Genomic DNA, 19,619 nt, shown 5'->3' on the forward strand with positions numbered 1-19,619 from the left:
CCGCTGTGTGGAGTCGCATTATAGGGAGAGTTGAAAATGAGTCAACGCATTTTCTAAAGAAATTGTTCGTTCGTCGTAAATTTAAACAAAACGATCGCAAAACAGTCCATGCGGCATGATTTGTATACGAAAATGGCAAAGCGTGATGTTCCAACCTGAACAACATTGAGGAATCAGACCACGGTGATAGAATACGGGCCTGATAATCTTCCCAGGATTTGCCGGTTGTCGGCATCTTTATAAACGTAAGGCCATTTCATGAAAATCAAAACTCGCTTCGCGCCTAGCCCGACAGGTTATCTGCACGTCGGCGGTGCGCGTACTGCTCTTTATTCCTGGCTTTTTGCACGTAACCATAGCGGTGAGTTTGTGCTGCGTATTGAAGACACCGATCTCGAACGCTCCACGCCGGAAGCTATCGAAGCCATTATGGATGGCATGAACTGGCTGAATCTGGAGTGGGATGAAGGTCCGTACTTCCAGACCAAACGTTTTGATCGCTACAACGCCGTTATTGATGAGATGCTGGAAGCGGGTACAGCGTATAAATGCTATTGCTCCAAAGAGCGTCTGGAACAGCTGCGTGAAGATCAGATGGCGAAAGGTGAGAAGCCACGTTATGACGGTCGCTGCCGCCACGGCCACGAACATCACGCCGATGACGAACCTTGCGTGGTGCGTTTTGCCAACCCGCAGGACGGTTCCGTTATTTTTGACGACCAGATCCGTGGGCCGATCGAATTCAGCAACCAGGAACTCGACGATCTGATCATCCGCCGTACCGACGGTTCTCCAACCTATAACTTCTGTGTGGTTGTTGATGACTGGGATATGGAAATTACCCACGTTATTCGTGGTGAAGACCATATCAACAACACCCCGCGTCAGATCAACATCCTGAAGGCGCTGAACGCGCCGGTGCCGGTTTACGCGCACGTGTCGATGATCAACGGCGACGACGGTAAAAAACTGTCCAAACGTCACGGTGCGGTCAGCGTGATGCAGTATCGCGACGATGGTTACCTGCCGGAAGCGCTGCTGAACTATTTGGTGCGTCTGGGCTGGTCCAGCGGCGATCAGGAAATCTTCACCCGCGAAGAGATGATCAAGCTGTTCTCTCTTGGTGCGGTAAGCAAATCGGCGAGCGCATTCAATACCGAAAAACTGCAGTGGCTGAACCATCACTACATTAACACTCTGGCACCTGAATATGTGGCAACGCATCTGCAGTGGCACATTGAGCAGGAAAATATCGATACCCGCGTGGGTCCGCAATTGTCCGAGCTGGTAAAACTGCTGGGCGAGCGCTGCAAAACCCTGAAAGAGATGGCGCAGAGCTGCCGCTACTTCTATGAAGACTTTGCTGAGTTCGATGCGGATGCTGCGAAGAAACACCTGCGCCCGGTTGCGCGTCAGCCGCTGGAAGTGGTGCGTGATAAAATTGCGGCCATCACCGAATGGACCGCTGAAAACGTACATCACGCCATTCAGTCTACCGCTGATGAGCTGGAAGTGGGGATGGGTAAAGTCGGTATGCCGCTGCGCGTTGCGGTTACCGGTGCAGGCCAGTCTCCAGGATTAGACGTTACGGTGCATGCGATTGGTAAATCCCGCAGCGTTGAACGTATTAACAAAGCGCTGGCGTTTATTGCTGAGCGTGAAAAGCAGCAGTAAGACAGTCAGAGAGACAACAAAACGGCAGGCGCAGATCCTGCCGTTTTTTTTGGCATTTATTCGGATTCATCAATGCCTAGACGGGTGAGAAAACTACGGATACCTTCGCGCGAAAGAAACAGCGCCAGTTTTTCTTGTTCCGCTGGTGACATGTTATCCAACGCGCTGATTATTTGGCGACAGGCGTGGCTACGGACAACGTGCGTGTATTCTGCAACGGGTTCTTCAGCCTGATAAAATTCCGGGATTTTGCGAAAAGCTGGGATATTGAGAATAAATTCCCGCACGCCGGCATCAATATGAATAAGCCTTGCGCGACCGCCCTTCACACCGGGAAACTTTTCGGTTTTCCAGTTTTGTTCTCTGATCCAACGATTGACCGTTTGTTTCGCGACTCCGAGACATTCAGCCAGCTCTTCGGTGGTCATTTTGCTGCGTAATTTTTTCATATTATTTGCTGTCGCGGATCCCTAAGCGTTGTAACAAACCGGTAATGCCTTCACGCAGGATCAATGACGTAAACATTTTCTGTTCTGCTGGCGTCATTTCTTTCGCGAGGGTGATCAGCAGTGTTTCAATAGAAGAGTCGCCAGCTAAAGATAAGTTGTCTGATAAACCTTCAGCTGAACGCTCTGCACTGCGAATGTATTCGCGAACTTGTTCGTTGACGTGAACCAGACGAGCTTTTCCGCCCTGAACGCCCGGTTTTGGTGACGTAGCCCAGCCTTCCTTGCGCACCCATTTATTAATGGTCTGCCGGCTGTAACCGGTCAGATTAGCAAGTTCTTCTGGCGTCATCCGTTCCTTGAACATAACGATTCCCTGAGTAGTCGTGGGGTTAATTAGTGGTTCAGTTTATAGCACCATTTTACTAGAAACCGTGACGCGTTTAACTACTGAATGCGAGTTGTTGCGCAATGTTCTTCATTTGCCTGCTTTTTCAGCGATTGAATTCAGTGAGTTAATTTTGCCGTTGACACGCGCGAAGGGAATTCATATTATGCCGCCCGTCAACTCGACAAGCTTTACGTGACGGGGCTATAGCTCAGCTGGGAGAGCGCTTGCATGGCATGCAAGAGGTCAGCGGTTCGATCCCGCTTAGCTCCACCAAATTTAATCCCACTAAATTTGGTACGTAAAGACATCGTGGGGCTATAGCTCAGCTGGGAGAGCGCCTGCATGGCATGCAGGAGGTCAGCGGTTCGATCCCGCTTAGCTCCACCAAAATTAAGACCCTCGCTGAAAAGCGGGGGTTTTTTGTTTCTACTTCCTGCACGATCCTCTGCTTCCTCTGTCAGATCACCAAATGACGGACATAAAAAAACCGGGGAGAATCTCCCCGGCCGAGTCACTACGATTGCGATGCTACTGTCTTACAGCACCAGTGCTGCGATGGATGCGGACAGTACGCTCACCAGCGTAGAGCCGTATACCAGCTTCAGACCAAAGCGGGATACCACGTTGCCTTGCTCTTCGTTCAGGCCTTTGATTGCGCCTGCAATGATACCGATGGAAGAGAAGTTAGCGAAGGAGACCAGGAACACAGACAGAATACCTTCCGCGCGTGGAGAGAGCGTAGACGCGATTTTCTGCAGGTCCATCATGGCCACGAATTCGTTGGAAACCAGTTTAGTCGCCATGATACTGCCCACCTGCAGCGCTTCGCTGGACGGTACACCCATCACCCACGCAACCGGGTAGAAGATGTAGCCCAGGATGCCCTGGAAGGAGATGCTGTAGCCAAACCAGCCGGTGACGGTGGCAAACAAGGCGTTCAGCGCGGCAATCAGCGCGATGAAACCGATCAGCATTGCTGCCACGATAATCGCGACCTTGAAGCCTGCCAGAATGTACTCACCCAGCATTTCGAAGAAGCTCTGTCCTTCATGCAGGTTAGACATCTGAATATTTTCTTCGCTGGCATCCACGCGGTAAGGGTTGATCAGCGACAGTACAATAAAGGTGCTGAACATGTTCAGAACCAATGCAGCAACAACGTATTTTGGTTCCAGCATGGTCATGTACGCGCCGACGATGGACATGGAAACGGTGGACATTGCCGTCGCGGCCATGGTGTACATGCGGTTGCGTGACATCTTGCCCAGAATATCTTTATAGGCAATAAAGTTTTCAGACTGACCCAGGATCAGCGAGCTGACGGCGTTGAAGGACTCCAGCTTGCCCATACCGTTGACTTTGGATAACAAAAATCCAATTGCGCGGATGATAATAGGCAGAACGCGGATATGCTGCAGAATACCGATCAGGGCGGAAATGAAGACGATTGGGCACAGTACTTTCAAGAAGAAGAATGCCAGACCTTTATCGTTCATGCTGCCGAAGACAAAGTTTGTCCCTTCATTAGCAAAACCGAGCAGTTTTTCAAACATCTCGGAGAAGCCTTTCACGAAGCCCAGCCCGACATCAGAATTCAGGAAGAACCACGCCAGTAACACTTCGATAACAAGTAATTGAATAACATAACGAATGCGAATTTGTTTACGGTCACTGCTTACCAGCAGTGCGAGTACCGCAACCACGGCAAGGGCCAGGACAAAATGAAGAACGCGGTCCATATTTGCTCCAAACATGAGGCAGGTTTAATTTCCGTGCACATTCTATGCAACAACACCAAAGAAAACGAGATCAAACACACACTATAATAAGGACCTGTGACGAGATTCAAAATTAGTGATCGGTAATACACTTCCGTGATGTTTAGTATGGAAGTGAAAAGTTATGTCATTGTGCTAATCTCATAACATTAATTAAACATCTCATCTGCGTTTCCAGTTCCCTGATCTATTTATAGACCAACGCTATCAAAGAAATCATTTTTATCCATCAAAATGAATTTGATAATCATTCTCAACTGGCGTAGTTTGAAACATAGCAAAGGCTATGTTTTTGAGGCACGAAAATGACGAACGATCGCGTTGAGACAAGCAGTGGACGGGCAGCACGCAAGCTGAAACTTGCGTTAATGGGACCTGCATTCATCGCGGCTATCGGGTATATCGACCCCGGTAACTTTGCCACCAACATCCAGGCAGGAGCTAGCTTTGGCTATAAACTGCTGTGGGTCGTCGTCTGGGCCAACCTGATGGCAATGCTGATTCAGGTATTGTCGGCCAAGCTGGGGATTGCTACTGGAAAAAACCTCGCCGAGCAAATTCGCGATCACTACCCACGTCCGGTGGTGTGGTTTTACTGGGTGCAGGCTGAAATCATTGCCATGGCGACCGATCTTGCTGAATTTATCGGTGCCGCGATTGGCTTTAAGCTGATCCTCGGCGTTTCGCTGTTACAGGGGGCGGTGCTGACCGGTATCGCCACATTTTTAATCCTGATGCTGCAACGTCGCGGGCAAAAACCACTGGAAAAAGTAATTGGTGGATTACTGTTGTTTGTGGCCGCGGCATATATTGTCGAACTGATCTTCTCGCAGCCGAATCTGGCGCAGCTGAGTAAGGGCATGATCATTCCCAGTCTGCCGAACTCTGAGGCGGTCTTTCTGGCAGCCGGCGTACTCGGCGCGACCATTATGCCGCACGTCATTTATTTGCACTCCTCTTTAACTCAGCATCTGCATGGCGGGACACGGCAACAGCGCTACGCGGCAACTAAGTGGGATGTGGCTATCGCCATGACCATTGCCGGGTTTGTCAATCTGGCAATGATGGCTACTGCTGCCGCAGCCTTTCACTTCAGCGGTCATACCGGCATTACCGATCTCGATCAGGCTTATCTGACGCTGGAACCGTTGTTGAGTCATGCGGCGGCGACGGTATTTGGTCTCAGCCTGGTGGCGGCGGGGCTTTCTTCAACGGTTGTCGGCACGCTGGCCGGACAGGTTGTGATGCAGGGGTTTATCCGTTTTCATATCCCGCTGTGGGTTCGTCGTACGGTTACTATGATGCCGTCATTCATCGTCATTCTGATGGGACTGGATCCCACCCGTATTCTGGTCATGAGTCAGGTGTTGCTGAGTTTCGGTATCGCGCTGGCGCTGGTACCACTCCTGATATTCACCAGTAACGGTACGTTAATGGGGGATTTAGTTAACACCGTCTGGGTTAAATATGTTGGCTGGATGATTGTGGTACTGGTGGTGGCGCTAAATCTCTGGCTGCTGGTAGGGACGGCGCTCGGGTTGTAAGCAAAAAGAGCCCGTAGGCTCTTTTGTTACATTAATGATGGTGGCCATGACCACGTCCGTGGCCTTTGCCGCGACCGCGATGGTCATCGCGATCGTTCCAGCCTTCACGGTAACCGCGCTCGTAAGCTTTGCGCTTATCCCAGCCACGATGATTACCGTTATCATGACGCCACCAGCGATTTTTGCGCCATTCATAATTATTGTGCCAGTAACCCCGGTCGCGCCAGTGGCCGCCGTCCCAGTAGTTACCATAATTATCGCGATCGCCAATTTGCAATTTTATTGATGGCAGCAGGGTGATTTCACCAGCGTTTGCGGCCAGCGGCGTGAAAGCCAATAAGGCTGCAGCCAGAATCAGTGACCTGAACATTTTTTCTCTCCTTCACGATCGAGCCGTAGCCGGCCTGTTAATGCAATATTACGGGGCAGTAAAGCCCCGTTTAATCGCCTGAACTCTTAAATCATGAAAGAGAGCACTTTTTGTTAATAAATGTGTCTTTATTTCAAACAATTCAGGATGGCGTCAATCTCCGCGCATTCTTCTGCAGACAAATGACGGTTTGCCAGCATGCCAACAGCATCTTCAATTTGCGCTGTTTTACTGGCACCAATCAACACTGAGGTGACTTTGTCTTCTCGCAACACCCAAGCCAGGGCCATTTGGGAGAGCTTTTGTCCCCGACGCTCAGCCATTGCGTTCAGCTGGCGGACTTTTTCCAGTTTCTCTGGCGTTATCTGATCCGGGTTGAGAAAACGGCTACCGCTTGCCGCACGAGAATCCGCCGGGATCCCGTTCAGGTAACGGTCGGTTAACTGCCCGCCCGCCAGCGGAGAGAAAGCGATACTGCCCACGCCTTTTTCCTGCAACAGTGACAACAATCCCCCTTCAACCCAACGTTCAAACATGGAATATTTCGGCTGATGAATCAGGCACGGGGTACCTAAGTCGTCGAGGATCTCAATCGCCTGTCTGGCAAGGTCGGCGGGATAGTTAGACAGCCCGACATACAGCGCTTTTCCCTGGCGAACAATGTGATCCAGCGCCTTCATGGTTTCTGTGAGCGGCGTTTCGGGATCGGGACGATGGTGGTAGAAGATATCCACGTACTCCAGACCCATACGTTTCAGGCTCTGGTCGAGGCTGGCAATCAGGTATTTACGCGAACCCCAGTCGCCGTAGGGGCCATCCCACATGGTGTAGCCCGCCTTGGTGGAAATAATGAGTTCGTCCCGCCACGGTAAAAAATCTTCCTGCAAAATACGGCCAAAATTTCGCTCGGCAGAGCCCGGCGGTGGGCCGTAGTTATTGGCGAGATCAAAATGGGTGATCCCCAGATCGAACGCGCGCTGTAGCAGGCTTCGGCTGTTTTCTACCTGCGTGGTGTCGCCAAAATTGTGCCATAAGCCCAGAGAGATAACCGGTAGCTTGAGTCCGCTCTGACCGCAGCGGCGGTACTCCATTGTCTGATAGCGATTTTCATCCGCGTGATAAACCATGTAGACCCCTTCCTGATATCAAGATGACGTATATGTTTTAGTGTATACGGTTACACGGTCGATTCTTCAATGGTATTTCACCGGCAAAACTGTAAACCCTGCTTTCCACCCCCCCACGTCGTGTTTTCTGGACAGTCATCACAGTTCTTCGATACTCAACATGAGGTTACCGTCAGAAGGATAGCTGTCATGCAAACCGCGTATTCCGTTGCTGATTACCTGCTGGACAGACTGGCAGGGTGTGGTGTTGGCCATCTTTTTGGTGTGCCGGGCGATTATAATTTGCAGTTTCTTGACCACGTGATTGACCACCCCGACGTGCGTTGGGTTGGCTGCGCAAACGAATTAAATGCGGCTTATGCGGCGGATGGCTATGCCCGGGTCGCCGGGGCAGGGGCGCTTCTCACCACCTTTGGCGTTGGGGAGTTAAGCGCCATTAATGGAATCGCAGGCAGTTACGCAGAATATGTACCCGTGCTGCAGATAGTGGGTGCGCCGTGCAGCGGCGCTCAGCGGCGTGGGGAGCTGATGCATCACACCCTGGGCGACGGCGATTTTCTGCATTTTTATCGCATGCATCAAGCGGTAACGGCGGCCAGCGCGGTGCTTGATGCCCAAAACGCCTGCTATGAAATTGACCGTGTGCTACGGGTCATGTTAACCGAACGTCGGCCAGGGTATCTGATGTTGCCTGCCGATGTCGCCAAACAGCCCGCCACGCCCCCACAGGACAGACTGATTATTCCTCTGAGTGAATCGGAAAGTAGCGTCGTTGCGGCGTTTCGCTATCAGGCCCGTGAGCGCTTGTTGGACAGCTCGCGCGTGGCGTTGCTGGCGGATTTTCTTGCGCAGCGCTTTGGTTTGCAACCTGTTTTGCAGCGCTGGATGGCAGAAACGCCGATGGCTCATGCCACATTGTTAATGGGTAAAGGGCTTTTTGATGAACGTCATGCTGCGTTTGTTGGCACCTACAGCGCGGGGGCCAGCAGTGAATATGTGCGCCGGGCGATAGAAGATGCCGACACCGTTATTTGCGTGGGTACCTGTTTTGTCGACACGCTAACCGCCGGTTTTACGCAATGCTTGCCGCAGGAGCGCACGATTGAGGTTCAACCGCATGCTTCACGTGTGGGAAGCCAGTGGTTTAACATCCCGATGGAGCAGGCGGTTACCACGCTACGGGAGCTGTGCCTGGAGCTGTCGTTTTCTCTGCCGCCAGAACGCCCGCCTGTCGGGCGACGTCAGGTTGAAAAGGGGCCGCTGACACAGGAAAATTTCTGGTACACGGTGCAGCAATACCTGGCACCTGACGACATTATCCTCGTCGATCAGGGGACTGCGGCATTTGGTGCCGCTACGCTATCATTACCTTCCGGGGCGGAAGTACTGGTACAGCCGCTGTGGGGATCGATTGGTTATTCCTTACCCGCCGCACTGGGAGCGCAAACGGCATACCCGGATCGGCGGGTGATCCTGATTATTGGCGATGGCGCTGCCCAGCTTACCATTCAGGAATTGGGGTCGATGCTCAGAGACGGACAAACGCCGGTTATTTTGCTGCTCAATAATGACGGCTATACCGTGGAGCGGGCTATTCACGGGGCAAACCAGCGTTATAACGACATTGCCGGATGGAACTGGACGCAGGTGCCACAGGCGCTGAGCCGCGAGTGTCAGGCGGAGTGCTGGCGCGTGACGCAGGCTGTACAGCTGGAGGAAGTTCTGGCCCGGCTGGCGCGCCCGCAGCGGCTTTCGTTAATTGAAGTGATGTTGCCGAAAGCCGATCTGCCTGAGCTTCTGCGCACGGTGACCCGTGCGCTGGAAGCCCGTAACGGGGGATAGTTATTGATCGGGGCGGTTGGCGATCATCATCGGTTTACCTGCCAACAGCAGCCAGGCGGGGAGCATGACGATGCACAGCAGCGGCAGCAGGGTGGCATCGGGGACCACCACTGCCGCCATAAACAGGCTTAGCCAGGCGTCGCGGGTGACAACCAGCACCAGCCCCAGAATGGCGCAGGAGACGGTGATTGCTGCCGGAACCGCTTCGACATGGGCATGCAGCATCAATCCCAGTGCCACGCCAACGAATACCGCCGGAAAAATACGTCCTCCACGAAAACCACTGGCGGCAGCAACCACTAACGCCGCCAGTTTGATCACCGCGAGCATGAAATAGTCTGATGCCCCCAGCGTTTGGCTAAACGCCATTTGCTGCATCTCATCCAGCCCTTTAAACAGGGTAAGTGGTCCCCCAATAATGCCCAGAATCCCAAGCAGAAAGCCGCCAATGCCGAGAATCAGTACCGGGTGTTTCAGGCGATGAATCAACTGATGTAAACGGGGTAAACACCACACCGCCACCATGCCTGCCGCAATGGCAATGGCGGCAACCACCGCGCCGCTAAAAATATCGGTCAGCTGTAGCTGAGTATATTGGGCGATGGGCAATGAAAAATGCGGATGAAAGAACAGGTCAGTCGTCAGTGCACCGGCAGCAGCAGCCAGCAGTGGTGCAAACAGGCGATCCCATAACGGCACATCGTTGGAGCCATTCAGCGTTTGTGAAAATATCAGTGCCGCGGCGACAGGCGTACCAAATAGCGCTCCGATGGTGCCCGCAGAGGCGAGAATGGTCCAGTCCAGCTTATTAATTCGAGGGAACAGACGCACGCCAATCGCCGCCGCCAGCGCGATATTCACGGTCATTATTGGGTGTTCAGGCCCCAAACTGACGCCGCCGGCCAGGCCGAGGATCAGCGCAGCCAGCAGGCCCGGCAGTGCTGACGTGGGGACCGGCATTCCGATTAGCGGTTCACAGGCTGGGTCCGGTCCCGCATGCCCGTGGCTGTAGCGGATGACGAGTCCGACCAGTATCCCGGTCAACGTGAGCATAGCGATTATCCACAGCGAAGAGTCATGAGCAATGCCGATGCTGGCGGGCAGGCGCTCCCATAAAAATTGCTGTAAAACGGCGGCCACTTTCATGACGATGATCAGCACCAGGCTTGAGGCAACGCCAATGATCAGTGCGGGAGTGGATAACAACAGCATCGTTCTGGCTCGCGGATGGAGCATTTTCTATTCCCTCAAATAGAGTCATAAGCATAGTTTGCACAGCCTGCCTGCTGACATCGCTGCAAATGGTGCTGAAACGATAAAGTAATTCTGTGATCTGGGTCGATATTTTACCGGCATCAGCCTTCAGGCCGTTGTTGTTATGCCCCCATGAATTTACAGTGTGGCAAAGATTTATTCTGACTTTAGCGGAGCAGTAGAAGAATGACAAAATATGCTTTAGTAGGTGATGTTGGCGGCACCAACGCGCGTCTTGCTCTGTGCGACATTGCCAGCGGTGAAATTTCGCAGGCTAAGACCTATTCAGGACTGGATTACCCCAGCCTTGAGGCCGTGGTTCGCGTGTACCTGGATGAGCATAGCGTCAGCGTCGAAGACGGGTGTATTGCGATTGCCTGTCCGATTACCGGCGACTGGGTGGCGATGACCAACCATACCTGGGCGTTTTCTATTGCTGAAATGAAAAAGAATCTCGGTTTTAGCCATCTGGAAATCATCAATGATTTCACCGCCGTGTCGATGGCGATCCCGATGCTGAAAAAAGAGCATTTGATCCAATTTGGTGGCACGGAGCCGGTAGAAGGTAAACCGATTGCCGTGTACGGTGCGGGAACCGGTTTAGGCGTAGCGCATCTGGTGCACGTCGATAAGCGCTGGGTGAGCCTGCCGGGAGAGGGCGGTCACGTAGATTTCGCACCTAACAGCGAAGAAGAGGCGATTATTCTTGAAGTCCTGCGCGCTGAGATTGGCCATGTTTCTGCAGAACGCGTGCTGTCCGGTCCGGGGCTGGTGAACCTGTACCGCGCTATCGTCAAATCCGACGGACGTCTGCCGGAAAACCTGCAGCCGAAGGATATCACCGAACGTGCGCTGGCAGACTCGTGCACTGACTGTCGTCGGGCGCTGTCGCTGTTTTGCGTGATCATGGGACGCTTTGGTGGCGATCTGGCGTTAACGCTGGGGACCTTTGGCGGTGTTTATATTGCCGGCGGGATTGTGCCGCGCTTCCTTGAATTCTTTAAAGCATCGGGTTTCCGCGGTGGCTTTGAAGATAAAGGTCGTTTTAAAGCCTACGTACAGGATATTCCGGTGTATTTGATTGTGCATGATAACCCTGGTCTGCTGGGTTCCGGTGCGCACCTGCGCCAGACGTTGGGGCATATTCTGTAAGATCCCTGCCGGATGGTGTCTATTAACACCTATCCGGCACACTATAAATAATGTGCCTTGCCGCCGTCAGGGTAACGCATTATGTCCTGTGAGTTTTACTCGCAATCTCGTTCAGTACTATCGCTATCATCTGCTGTTCAAACATTTCGCCGTGCAGGTATCTTTTTTCTCTGTATTTTTTATCTGTCTCGAGATAAGGCTGATGCAAAACGCATTCAGGTGGCGTACACGAAATAAGAGTATTAATGACGTCGATTGGCTGAGGATATTCAAAAAAAAGCGCGCCGGGATGGTAGTTATGCTGAATTTGCCATTCTGCCAGGTCATCCAGAAAACAGTCAGCTTCTGGTTTTGACATTGTGCTGGCTTTTTCGCTGCCCCACACCACACTCGCCAGGTTGTATAGCCCATGTGCGTATGGCCAGAACATTTTATTGAGCTTAGTAAGACCCGCGTCCCTCAACTTTGGTACGCTTTTACAATATAAATCGAGCTGCACGCCCGCTTCTGTCACATCCTCCTCGAGGAGCGCCATCAGATAACGGAGGATACATACATCGCTGGCTGCCTGCTTCGTCGCCAGTACCTTTTGCGCTCGTTTACTGGCTTCAGCCGCAAAATCAGTTCGTTTGTACCACAGCGCCATGACTAAATTAGCAATCGCTATAGTAACAGGGTGACCGTTGTCACTGAGACCCCATTTTTCAGGTAACAGCAGCGGTACGCGGGCAAATAGGCCGGCAGCAAGAATATCGAGGGTCGTCCAGATGTTTATACTGTGGTCGCATCCGGAATCTACGCCGAGTGTTGTATGTTTGATCATGGCTGACTGACGCAGCGCAGCGTGCAGTAATGCCATATCGTTGGCGAGGATGGCCGTTTTAAATCCTAATAAATCAGGATTGTGATTAATGCGCAGCATAAAAAGCCATAGCCTTATCTGCTCTTGCAGTGACGCATCTTTATGGCATTGCGTCTGGGTATCCAGACATTCTGCTAAATAATCATCGGTATCCATCCATACCCGGGCATTTTGATCAGCTTCTTTCGCGTATTCACGCTGATATGCACGTTGATATTTTTCCGTCAGCTTTGCCATTAAATCTCAGCGCTCTTTCTTTGTGGGGTAAGTGTTATAAATGCATTAACTGCCTAAACTCTTTCACTTTACTTCGACTAACCGGGATTTCAAATTCCAGGTCTTTTAACCGCAGAATGTAGGTGTTATTGAACCACGGCTCGATTTCACGGATTTTATTCAGATTCACGCAGAACGAACGGTGACAGCGGAAGAAATGTGAAGCTGGTAGTTTGCTGCAAAATTCGCTGATGTTCATCGGCATGACGTACGATTCCCGTCGTGTGTAGACAAACGTCATCTTTTCATGCGCTTCAGCGTAGTAGATATCGTTGATCGGAGTCACGATGATTCGCTCATCTTTGATCAGATTGATGGTGTCATTCTCACGCGTGACGGGGGTTATGTGTGGGGTTCCCGTTTGTTGTTGCTGCCAGGCTGCTTCCAGCTTTTGCAGCATTCCGACAATCCGTGACTCCTGGTACGGCTTCAGAATGTAGTCAAATGCTTCGAGTTCAAACGCCTCAACAGCGTGTTCTTTCCATGCAGTAATAAACACAATAAAGGGTTTATGCGCGAACTGGCTGATGTTTTGTGCCAGCAATACGCCGTCCAGCGAGGGAATATTAATATCGAGAAAAATGGCGTCGACGCGGTTGTGCTGCAGAAATTTCAGCACGTCCAGACCGTCGTCAAACGTGCCGACAATCTCCATCTGGCTGTGTTCTTTTATCAGCCAGCTCAGTTCCTGTTGGGCCAGGAATTCATCTTCAACAATGATGACTTTCACTACTTCACTCCTGGTTAAAGCAATAAGGTCGCCGGTGCGGCAGCGGGGGAGTGCTGATTGGGCACATAAAACGCAATCTCGGTGCCAGGTTCCAGGCGGCGGATATGCAGCCCTTCGCCGTAGAGTAGCTTCACACGATGATGCACGTTCAACAGGCCGATTTTATTGCCCGGCATTTCGTTGGACTCGACCCGCTCAATGACTTTTGGATCGATACCGTGACCGGTATCCCTGACGGCGATGCGTACCCGGTTACCGCACTCTGCGACGCTGATAGTGACCACGCCTTTTCCTTTGCACGACTGGATACCGTGAACGATGGCGTTTTCTACCAGCGGCTGAATCAGCAGGCTGGGAATATAGCAGCTTACCTCTTCATCAATATCATAAATAACCGTTAGCTTATCGCCAAAGCGAGCCTGTTCAATGGCGATGTAGTCCTTAATTTGATACAGCTCTTTCTTAATATCGATCTGCTCATCGTCTTTCAATTCAATATTATAGCGAAGATAACGCGACAAATTAAAAATCAGCTGGCGGGCGGTATCTGGGTTAAGCCTGACCGATGACGAAATAGCGTTTAGCGCATTAAACAGAAAATGGGGATTGATTTTACTTTGCAGCGCACGTAGCTCTGCCTTATTTGCCATCTCCCGCAGTTGCTCTGCACGGGAAACCTCAAGCTGTGTAGAGATAATCTGCGACAAACCGATCGCCATTTCCTGTAACGAGGAGGTGATCTGATGGGCGTGACAGTAGTAGATTTTCAGCGTGCCGGTCACGACGCCTTTCTCCCAGAGCGGGATCACCAGCATGGAGTGTATTTCCGGCGTTCGATGCGCTTCATCATTGTTTTTTATTATTATTTTGCCGTGATTGATGGCTTCCTGCGTAGTGGGGCTGACGAAGTCATCGTTATTGCGATAGTTGAGTTCCCCGACGCCAACATAGGCCAGAACGTGCTGGGTATTGGTGATGGCAACCGCATCTGCGTGAATGTCATGGCGAATAATTTCGCATACCTGACGTAACGACTCGCTGTTGACCTGGCGAAAGAGCGGCAGGGTTTTGTTGGCAATATCCAGTGCCAGTTTGGCCTGCTTGGCGGCGCTGGCCTCTTTCTCTCCTTCGACGCTTTGTACCAGCATCACAATAAAGCCAATACAGACGCTGCCGAGAATCATCGGGATACCGATTTTTGAGACAATATCCAGTCCCAGTTCGGTGGTGGGGGCCCAGGCGACCACCAGAATCATGGTCAACGTTTCGCACAGCATCCCACCTAAAATACCGGCACGCCAGTGCTGTGCTTTGGGGATTTTACGGTTGATCCAGCCGGCAATACAGCCCGCCAAAATACTGGTGATAAAGCACGGCAGGGCGGTGACGCCGCCAATGTCGATCAGATAGCGGTGGATACCTGCGATGATGCCGGTAATGATGCCAACCCACGGGCCGAACAGGATCCCCCCCGACATCACCGCAATAATACGCACGTTTACCAGAGAACCTTCGACCGGTACTCCGGACCAGGTACTGAACAGGGCAAACATAGAGAAAATGGCCGTTACGGCGAGCAGTTCCTTCGGGGAGTGGGCTGACTTGTGCAACAGTTCTCGAAACAAGCGGATACGAATCAGAAAAAACAGGCAGAACAGCATCAGCGCTGCCCGATCAAAGACCGCCAGCAGCATATTGAATATTTCGTGCACGGGTGACTCTTGCGAATAGATTAAACCTCTATGATAGGTAACCTGAGCAAGGATGACCAGCATCCCCATTGCGCCGGGCTAATGAGGGAAAACCATATAATTAAAAGGGGATTGTAAAGGAAAAGTGTGTTTCTCCGAATTTTCCAGGATTGATTGATTTTTAGAGTAAAATTTATGACTTCAATATGTTAATGAATGGTGATTTTTGCAGGCTGCGTAAAATGTTTATTTCCCTGTTTATTTTTATTGATCCTCTTTTAAAGCAGGAGAAAATATTTTGCGTTGCCTCTCGACAGAAGGAATTTATTCAGGCTATTTTCTAAACGTGCCACCATCGTGGCAGCGTCGCTCGGACGGTCCGGGCGCTAACGTGAATCTGAGGATACTATGGCTGACTCCCGCCCTGAACGTCGCTTTACGCGTATTGATCGTCTTCCCCCTTATGTTTTTAACATCACTGCTGAACTGAAGATGGCTGCGCGTCGGCGCGGCGAAGATATTATCGATTTCAGCATGGGGAACCCGGATGGGGCTACGCCTCCTCACATTGTCGAAAAACTGTGTACCGTGGCCCAGCGCCCGGATACCCACGGTTATTCAACCTCTCGCGGTATTCCGCGTCTGCGTCGGGCGATTTCCCGCTGGTATCAGGACCGCTATGATGTCGAGATCGACCCTGAATCCGAAGCCATTGTGACCATCGGATCTAAAGAGGGACTGGCGCATCTGATGCTGGCTACGCTCGATCACGGTGACACGGTCCTCGTGCCTAACCCAAGTTATCCTATTCATATTTACGGTGCCGTAATTGCCGGGGCTCAGGTGCGTTCTGTACCGCTGGTTGAAGGGGTCGACTTCTTTAATGAGCTGGAGCGGGCGATCCGTGAAAGCTACCCGAAACCAAAGATGATGATCTTAGGTTTCCCATCCAATCCTACCGCGCAGTGCGTTGAGCTGGAATTCTTTGAGAAAGTGGTCGCGCTGGCTAAACGCTACGACGTGCTGGTGGTTCACGACCTCGCCTATGCCGATATCGTCTACGATGGCTGGAAAGCGCCGTCGATCATGCAGGTGCCTGGCGCCCGCGATGTGGCGGTTGAATTCTTTACGCTGTCGAAAAGCTATAACATGGCGGGATGGCGTATTGGTTTTATGGTGGGTAACAAAACGCTGGTTAATGCGCTGGCGCGGATTAAGAGCTACCACGATTACGGAACCTTTACACCGTTGCAGGTTGCGGCCATTGCCGCACTGGAAGGCGATCAGCAGTGCGTACGGGATATCGCAGAGCAGTATAAGCGTCGACGCGATGTGCTGGTCAAAGGGCTGCATGAAGCGGGCTGGATGGTAGAGATGCCGAAGGCATCGATGTATGTCTGGGCAAAAATTCCTGAGCAGTATGCTGCAATGGGCTCGCTTGAGTTTGCTAAAAAAATGTTGAATGACGCGAAGGTCTGCGTGTCACCGGGGGTGGGTTTTGGTGATTATGGCGATACCCACGTGCGCTTTGCGTTAATTGAGAACCGTGACCGTATTCGCCAGGCGATCCGAGGCATTAAAGCCATGTTCCGTGCAGATGGTTTACTGCCCTCCAGCACGAAATCAGCCTCTGAAAGCGCCGATTAACCAAATGGTTAACCCACAAAAGCAAACAGGAGCCTGAGGGCTCCTGTTTTTTGCTGCATCTTTTAATCTAGATCATCAGGGCAAATGTACCGGCCCAAACGATGACCATAAATGAAATGCCCATAAAGAAATATTTCACTTTTCATCACTCCGCGTATTAAAGCACGCCTAAATGAACATACACTTACCTGATAGAGAGCTGACGCCAGCGTCAACGAAAGGGAGAATACCCCGCGTTTGTTTCGCTGCATCATCTCAGAATTCTGAGCTGTAATGCTCCAGACGGCGCTAATGTACGCCTAAAAATGAAGCGAGACAAGAGGCATTTTTTTATTTAATTTTAATAACTTACATGTGTCGTGAATCGGCGACAGTTTGATTTCCTTCAGCAATGAATCGCCACTGAGCGACGCGCTGATTACTCAGAGAATTCTCATATCACCATGCTCATAATGCGGCTAATTTTGCGCAAAAATTGATAATGAAAAGGTTAAAAATGACCAGATTAATGATGTTAGCACTCGTTCTTACCCCACTGACGTCGATGGCGGCAGCTCCGCAGGCGTTGAATTTCAGCTGTGCAAGTATTGGTGGTGTGAATAGTGATGGTAAAGGTAATGTCTGGATTGATGGAGAGAAAGCCACCGTTAAGACATTCAACGAAAATTACTGGGAAGCGAAAAGCGGTAAAAATACCGTTTCTATTTCCCGTAATGATGACGGTAGCCCGGCCGTTTCCTGGACTGGCCCTAATCGTAAGCACGGTATTTGCCAGCCTGACGATGAGAAGAGCTATGCACCAGCGAAAAAATCGGTGAATGCTGGCCCGTCTTTCTCCTGTGCCGCTGTCGACAAGGGAAGTATGGAGGACATTATTTGTCAGAGCCCGTCACTTTCCGCAATGGACTTGAAACTGAATGGCATCTACAAGCAGGCGTTGGTGAAATCAAACAATGATTCGACGCTGAAAGCCGAGCAGCGCGGTTGGATCAAAGGCCGCAACGAGTGCTGGAAAGAGCAGGATAAGCCTGCCTGTCTTTCCCGCGAATACAGTCTACGGATGACTGAACTACAGAACAAATGGGGCATTAAGTAATTCAGCCGCAGAAAAAAAGAAAGGCCAGATGGCCTTTCTTTTTACGTATATAACGAGGCTTCACCCATCGGGCGGGTTTTGAAACGACGATGGATCCAGAGATACTGCTCGGGTGCACGCATAATCTCTTTTTCAATTATTTTGTTCATATAAGCCGCAGCCAGGCCCTCATCAGTAGGGTAACCTTCCATCTCCGGCGTGATAAACAGACGGTAGCCAGAATTGTCCGTTTTTCTCACCATGGTGACGGTCAACATCGCAGCACCTGATAAACGTGACAGTACGTAGGTACCATTAGTTGTCGCGACGTCCTTGACGGCGAAAAAGGGTGCAAACGAACTGCCTTTGCGACCGTAGTCCTGATCGGGAGCAAACCATACGGCTTCCCCTTTTTTCAGGGCGCTGACAATGCCACGCAGGTTATTTCTGCCGATCATGGCTTTGTTTGAGCGCATCCGACCACGGGTCTGGATCCACTCCATTAACTTATTGTTATGCGGGCGGTAGGTTGCCATCATGGGTTGGCAAAGCCCCATCACGCGGCCTCCCAACTCCAGAGACATAAAGTGTACGCCTACTACCATCACGCCGCGGTTTTGCGACTGTGCACGCTTCAGGTTGTCGAGACCTTCGACGTCAAACCATTTACGCACGCGACGGTCAGGCCAGAACCAGGCCATGCCGGTTTCAAGCAGTGCCATGCCAAGAGAACGAAAGTTTTCTTCGACCAGTCTGTCCCGTTCTGCCTGTGGCAGATTCGGGAAGCACAGTTCGAGGTTTTTACGGGCAATAGATTCACGACGTTTTAAAAACGGGCGAGCAAGCGTTCCGGTACGCGTACCCAAAAAGCACAATACGGGGTAGGGGAGTTGCACCAAGAGCCAGAGCACACCGACACCAAACCATGTGAGCCAGTAGCGCGGATGCAAAAACGCGCGTGAAAATTTACATTGGGGGAACATAAGCACCTGTTGTTGATACTAATAAGATGTATCGCGAAGATTCTTTGTCGACAGCGTTACACTCTGATACTGATCGTTAGGCCACCATGAAGGACAATGGTTCCTGTAAAGAGTGTAAAACTTAGTCAGGACAAAACCACGGGGGGGCATGAATGATCGGGCTTATACTTTACCACCTAGAGATTAATGTCAGCCAGAGATAAATCCTCAATAAGCGTAAATGTTTATGCGGGAGAGAAACTGAAATAGGGACAGGGGTATAACCTGTTGTTTTTGTGCTGGTTAACTGTCCATCGAATGTCGAGGTTCGCCGCCATAGCCGTATTTATTGTAACAAAAATGTTGCCTGGATTGCCTGTGTATAGGAATTGTCTTAGACTATAAATTCAAGGAGTGTAAGGACTTACATGACGTTTTACGGCAGACAGGAGGTACCGCTATGCTCTATTTCTGGACCTTTCTCATATTGAGCATTCTGTGCGTTAGTTGCTATATCTGGCAGGTTTTGGGCGCGTTGGCATCAATCAGTTCTTTAATCGGCATGGCTATCCTGGCGGCATTAATTTACTTCACTACTCTGTGGCTGACTCATGGTGATGAAATGGTTACGGGAATATTTCTTTTTCTGGCTCCGACCTGTGGGCTGATCATCCGCTTTATGGTCGGTGACGGGAAGCATTAAATCGACGTGTCATTAATGATGATAACAAAATGAGTGTCACACGTTTTTTCATCCAGGATATTCATATCCTGAAGTGCCAGCGATGCTGGCACTTT

Annotated in this window: 18 protein-coding genes and 2 tRNA genes; 9 read left to right on the plus strand and 11 right to left on the minus strand. The window is 51.0% G+C overall.

Going from position 1 to position 19,619, the window contains the following annotated elements:
• The first annotated feature begins 258 nt into the window (after positions 1–258).
• Positions 259–1,674 carry a glutamate--tRNA ligase gene (gene gltX, locus FDX01_RS11125; RefSeq protein WP_115257841.1) on the plus strand — a complete coding sequence of 472 codons (1,416 nt, stop codon included), beginning with the start codon at positions 259–261 and terminating at the stop codon, positions 1,672–1,674.
• Positions 1,675–1,730: 56 nt separating this feature from the next.
• On the opposite strand, the gene FDX01_RS11130 is transcribed toward gltX, so the two are convergent.
• Both FDX01_RS11130 and FDX01_RS11135 read right to left on the minus strand, forming a co-directional pair.
• The gene (locus FDX01_RS11130) at positions 1,731–2,123 is read right to left on the minus strand and encodes a YfeC-like transcriptional regulator (RefSeq protein WP_096756265.1); all 393 of its coding nucleotides are present in this window, start codon (positions 2,121–2,123) and stop codon (positions 1,731–1,733) included.
• A 1-nt stretch (position 2,124) separates the two neighbouring features.
• A complete protein-coding gene (locus FDX01_RS11135; RefSeq protein WP_096756266.1) occupies positions 2,125–2,487 on the minus strand; it encodes a YfeC-like transcriptional regulator in 363 nt (120 codons plus the stop codon).
• A gap of 221 nt (positions 2,488–2,708) precedes the next feature.
• Between FDX01_RS11135 and FDX01_RS11140 the strand changes: the two genes are divergently transcribed.
• Together FDX01_RS11140 and FDX01_RS11145 are read left to right on the plus strand one after the other, a co-directional pair.
• Positions 2,709–2,784 (plus strand) — tRNA-Ala (locus FDX01_RS11140).
• A gap of 38 nt (positions 2,785–2,822) precedes the next feature.
• A tRNA-Ala gene (locus tag FDX01_RS11145) sits at positions 2,823–2,898 on the plus strand.
• Between the two features lie 149 nt (positions 2,899–3,047).
• Here FDX01_RS11145 and nupC read toward each other — a convergent pair.
• Entirely contained in the window at positions 3,048–4,250 is a 1,203-nt protein-coding gene (gene nupC, locus FDX01_RS11150) for a nucleoside permease NupC (RefSeq protein WP_115257842.1), read from the minus strand.
• Positions 4,251–4,594: 344 nt separating this feature from the next.
• On the opposite strand from nupC, the gene FDX01_RS11155 reads away from it, so the two are divergent.
• Positions 4,595–5,833, plus strand: a complete 1,239-nt coding sequence (locus tag FDX01_RS11155) for an Nramp family divalent metal transporter (protein WP_117343677.1) — start codon at positions 4,595–4,597, stop codon at positions 5,831–5,833.
• A gap of 31 nt (positions 5,834–5,864) precedes the next feature.
• On the opposite strand, the gene ypeC is transcribed toward FDX01_RS11155, so the two are convergent.
• Both ypeC and mgrA read right to left on the minus strand, forming a co-directional pair.
• The gene (gene ypeC / locus FDX01_RS11160) at positions 5,865–6,203 is read right to left on the minus strand and encodes a DUF2502 domain-containing protein YpeC (protein WP_096756273.1); all 339 of its coding nucleotides are present in this window, start codon (positions 6,201–6,203) and stop codon (positions 5,865–5,867) included.
• A gap of 128 nt (positions 6,204–6,331) precedes the next feature.
• The gene (gene mgrA, locus FDX01_RS11165) at positions 6,332–7,330 is read right to left on the minus strand and encodes an L-glyceraldehyde 3-phosphate reductase (protein WP_096756274.1); all 999 of its coding nucleotides are present in this window, start codon (positions 7,328–7,330) and stop codon (positions 6,332–6,334) included.
• Between the two features lie 189 nt (positions 7,331–7,519).
• On the opposite strand from mgrA, the gene FDX01_RS11170 reads away from it, so the two are divergent.
• Positions 7,520–9,172 carry a thiamine pyrophosphate-binding protein gene (locus FDX01_RS11170; RefSeq protein WP_137399779.1) on the plus strand — a complete coding sequence of 551 codons (1,653 nt, stop codon included), beginning with the start codon at positions 7,520–7,522 and terminating at the stop codon, positions 9,170–9,172.
• Here the strand turns inward: FDX01_RS11170 and FDX01_RS11175 are convergent, their stop codons facing one another.
• Positions 9,173–10,408, minus strand: a complete 1,236-nt coding sequence (locus FDX01_RS11175; protein WP_137399780.1) for an ion channel protein — start codon at positions 10,406–10,408, stop codon at positions 9,173–9,175.
• Between the two features lie 204 nt (positions 10,409–10,612).
• Between FDX01_RS11175 and glk the strand changes: the two genes are divergently transcribed.
• Positions 10,613–11,578 carry a glucokinase gene (gene glk / locus FDX01_RS11180; RefSeq protein ID WP_096756277.1) on the plus strand — a complete coding sequence of 322 codons (966 nt, stop codon included), beginning with the start codon at positions 10,613–10,615 and terminating at the stop codon, positions 11,576–11,578.
• 79 nt (positions 11,579–11,657) lie between these two features.
• Here the strand turns inward: glk and FDX01_RS11185 are convergent, their stop codons facing one another.
• The 3 genes from FDX01_RS11185 to FDX01_RS11195 are packed head-to-tail and all read right to left on the minus strand — an operon-like array spanning position 11,658 to position 15,158.
• Positions 11,658–12,677 (minus strand): hypothetical protein, encoded by a 1,020-nt coding sequence (locus tag FDX01_RS11185; RefSeq protein ID WP_137399781.1) that lies wholly within the window; start codon positions 12,675–12,677, stop codon positions 11,658–11,660.
• Between the two features lie 34 nt (positions 12,678–12,711).
• Positions 12,712–13,446, minus strand: a complete 735-nt coding sequence (ypdB, locus tag FDX01_RS11190; RefSeq protein WP_117343681.1) for a two-component system response regulator YpdB — start codon at positions 13,444–13,446, stop codon at positions 12,712–12,714.
• 14 nt (positions 13,447–13,460) lie between these two features.
• Positions 13,461–15,158 (minus strand): sensor histidine kinase, encoded by a 1,698-nt coding sequence (locus FDX01_RS11195; protein ID WP_137399782.1) that lies wholly within the window; start codon positions 15,156–15,158, stop codon positions 13,461–13,463.
• Between the two features lie 387 nt (positions 15,159–15,545).
• Here FDX01_RS11195 and alaC point away from each other — a divergent pair, with 387 nt between their 5' ends.
• Positions 15,546–16,784, plus strand: a complete 1,239-nt coding sequence (gene alaC / locus FDX01_RS11200; protein WP_115257850.1) for an alanine transaminase — start codon at positions 15,546–15,548, stop codon at positions 16,782–16,784.
• Between the two features lie 67 nt (positions 16,785–16,851).
• Here alaC and ypdK read toward each other — a convergent pair whose 3' ends face one another.
• Positions 16,852–16,923, minus strand: a complete 72-nt coding sequence (gene ypdK / locus FDX01_RS11205) for a membrane protein YpdK (protein WP_010723117.1) — start codon at positions 16,921–16,923, stop codon at positions 16,852–16,854.
• Positions 16,924–17,265: 342 nt separating this feature from the next.
• Here ypdK and FDX01_RS11210 point away from each other — a divergent pair, with 342 nt between their 5' ends.
• On the plus strand, positions 17,266–17,880 hold the full coding sequence (locus tag FDX01_RS11210; RefSeq protein ID WP_137399783.1) for a lysozyme inhibitor LprI family protein: 615 nt from the start codon (positions 17,266–17,268) through the stop codon (positions 17,878–17,880).
• Positions 17,881–17,921: 41 nt separating this feature from the next.
• Here the strand turns inward: FDX01_RS11210 and lpxP are convergent, their stop codons facing one another.
• Positions 17,922–18,842 carry a kdo(2)-lipid IV(A) palmitoleoyltransferase gene (gene lpxP, locus FDX01_RS11215; RefSeq protein ID WP_115257852.1) on the minus strand — a complete coding sequence of 307 codons (921 nt, stop codon included), beginning with the start codon at positions 18,840–18,842 and terminating at the stop codon, positions 17,922–17,924.
• A gap of 439 nt (positions 18,843–19,281) precedes the next feature.
• Between lpxP and FDX01_RS11220 the strand changes: the two genes are divergently transcribed.
• Complete coding sequence (locus FDX01_RS11220) at positions 19,282–19,524, plus strand: YfdY family protein (protein WP_115257853.1); 243 nt, start codon at positions 19,282–19,284, stop codon at positions 19,522–19,524.
• Positions 19,525–19,619: the final 95 nt, after the last annotated feature.

The sequence above is a fragment of the Citrobacter sp. wls613 genome (assembly GCF_005281195.1).
GTDB classification, from domain to species: Bacteria; Pseudomonadota; Gammaproteobacteria; order Enterobacterales; family Enterobacteriaceae; genus Citrobacter; species Citrobacter gillenii.

Coding starts and splice junctions, on each gene's coding strand:
- gltX (WP_115257841.1), top strand. CDS start 259: ATGAAAATCAAAACTCGCTTCGCGCCTAGCCCGACAGGTTATCTGCAC.
- FDX01_RS11130 (WP_096756265.1), bottom strand. CDS start 2,123: ATGAAAAAATTACGCAGCAAAATGACCACCGAAGAGCTGGCTGAATGT.
- FDX01_RS11135 (WP_096756266.1), bottom strand. CDS start 2,487: ATGTTCAAGGAACGGATGACGCCAGAAGAACTTGCTAATCTGACCGGT.
- nupC (WP_115257842.1), bottom strand. CDS start 4,250: ATGGACCGCGTTCTTCATTTTGTCCTGGCCCTTGCCGTGGTTGCGGTA.
- FDX01_RS11155 (WP_117343677.1), top strand. CDS start 4,595: ATGACGAACGATCGCGTTGAGACAAGCAGTGGACGGGCAGCACGCAAG.
- ypeC (WP_096756273.1), bottom strand. CDS start 6,203: ATGTTCAGGTCACTGATTCTGGCTGCAGCCTTATTGGCTTTCACGCCG.
- mgrA (WP_096756274.1), bottom strand. CDS start 7,330: ATGGTTTATCACGCGGATGAAAATCGCTATCAGACAATGGAGTACCGC.
- FDX01_RS11170 (WP_137399779.1), top strand. CDS start 7,520: ATGCAAACCGCGTATTCCGTTGCTGATTACCTGCTGGACAGACTGGCA.
- FDX01_RS11175 (WP_137399780.1), bottom strand. CDS start 10,408: ATGCTCCATCCGCGAGCCAGAACGATGCTGTTGTTATCCACTCCCGCA.
- glk (WP_096756277.1), top strand. CDS start 10,613: ATGACAAAATATGCTTTAGTAGGTGATGTTGGCGGCACCAACGCGCGT.
- FDX01_RS11185 (WP_137399781.1), bottom strand. CDS start 12,677: ATGGCAAAGCTGACGGAAAAATATCAACGTGCATATCAGCGTGAATAC.
- alaC (WP_115257850.1), top strand. CDS start 15,546: ATGGCTGACTCCCGCCCTGAACGTCGCTTTACGCGTATTGATCGTCTT.
- FDX01_RS11210 (WP_137399783.1), top strand. CDS start 17,266: ATGAAAAGGTTAAAAATGACCAGATTAATGATGTTAGCACTCGTTCTT.
- lpxP (WP_115257852.1), bottom strand. CDS start 18,842: ATGTTCCCCCAATGTAAATTTTCACGCGCGTTTTTGCATCCGCGCTAC.
- FDX01_RS11220 (WP_115257853.1), top strand. CDS start 19,282: ATGCTCTATTTCTGGACCTTTCTCATATTGAGCATTCTGTGCGTTAGT.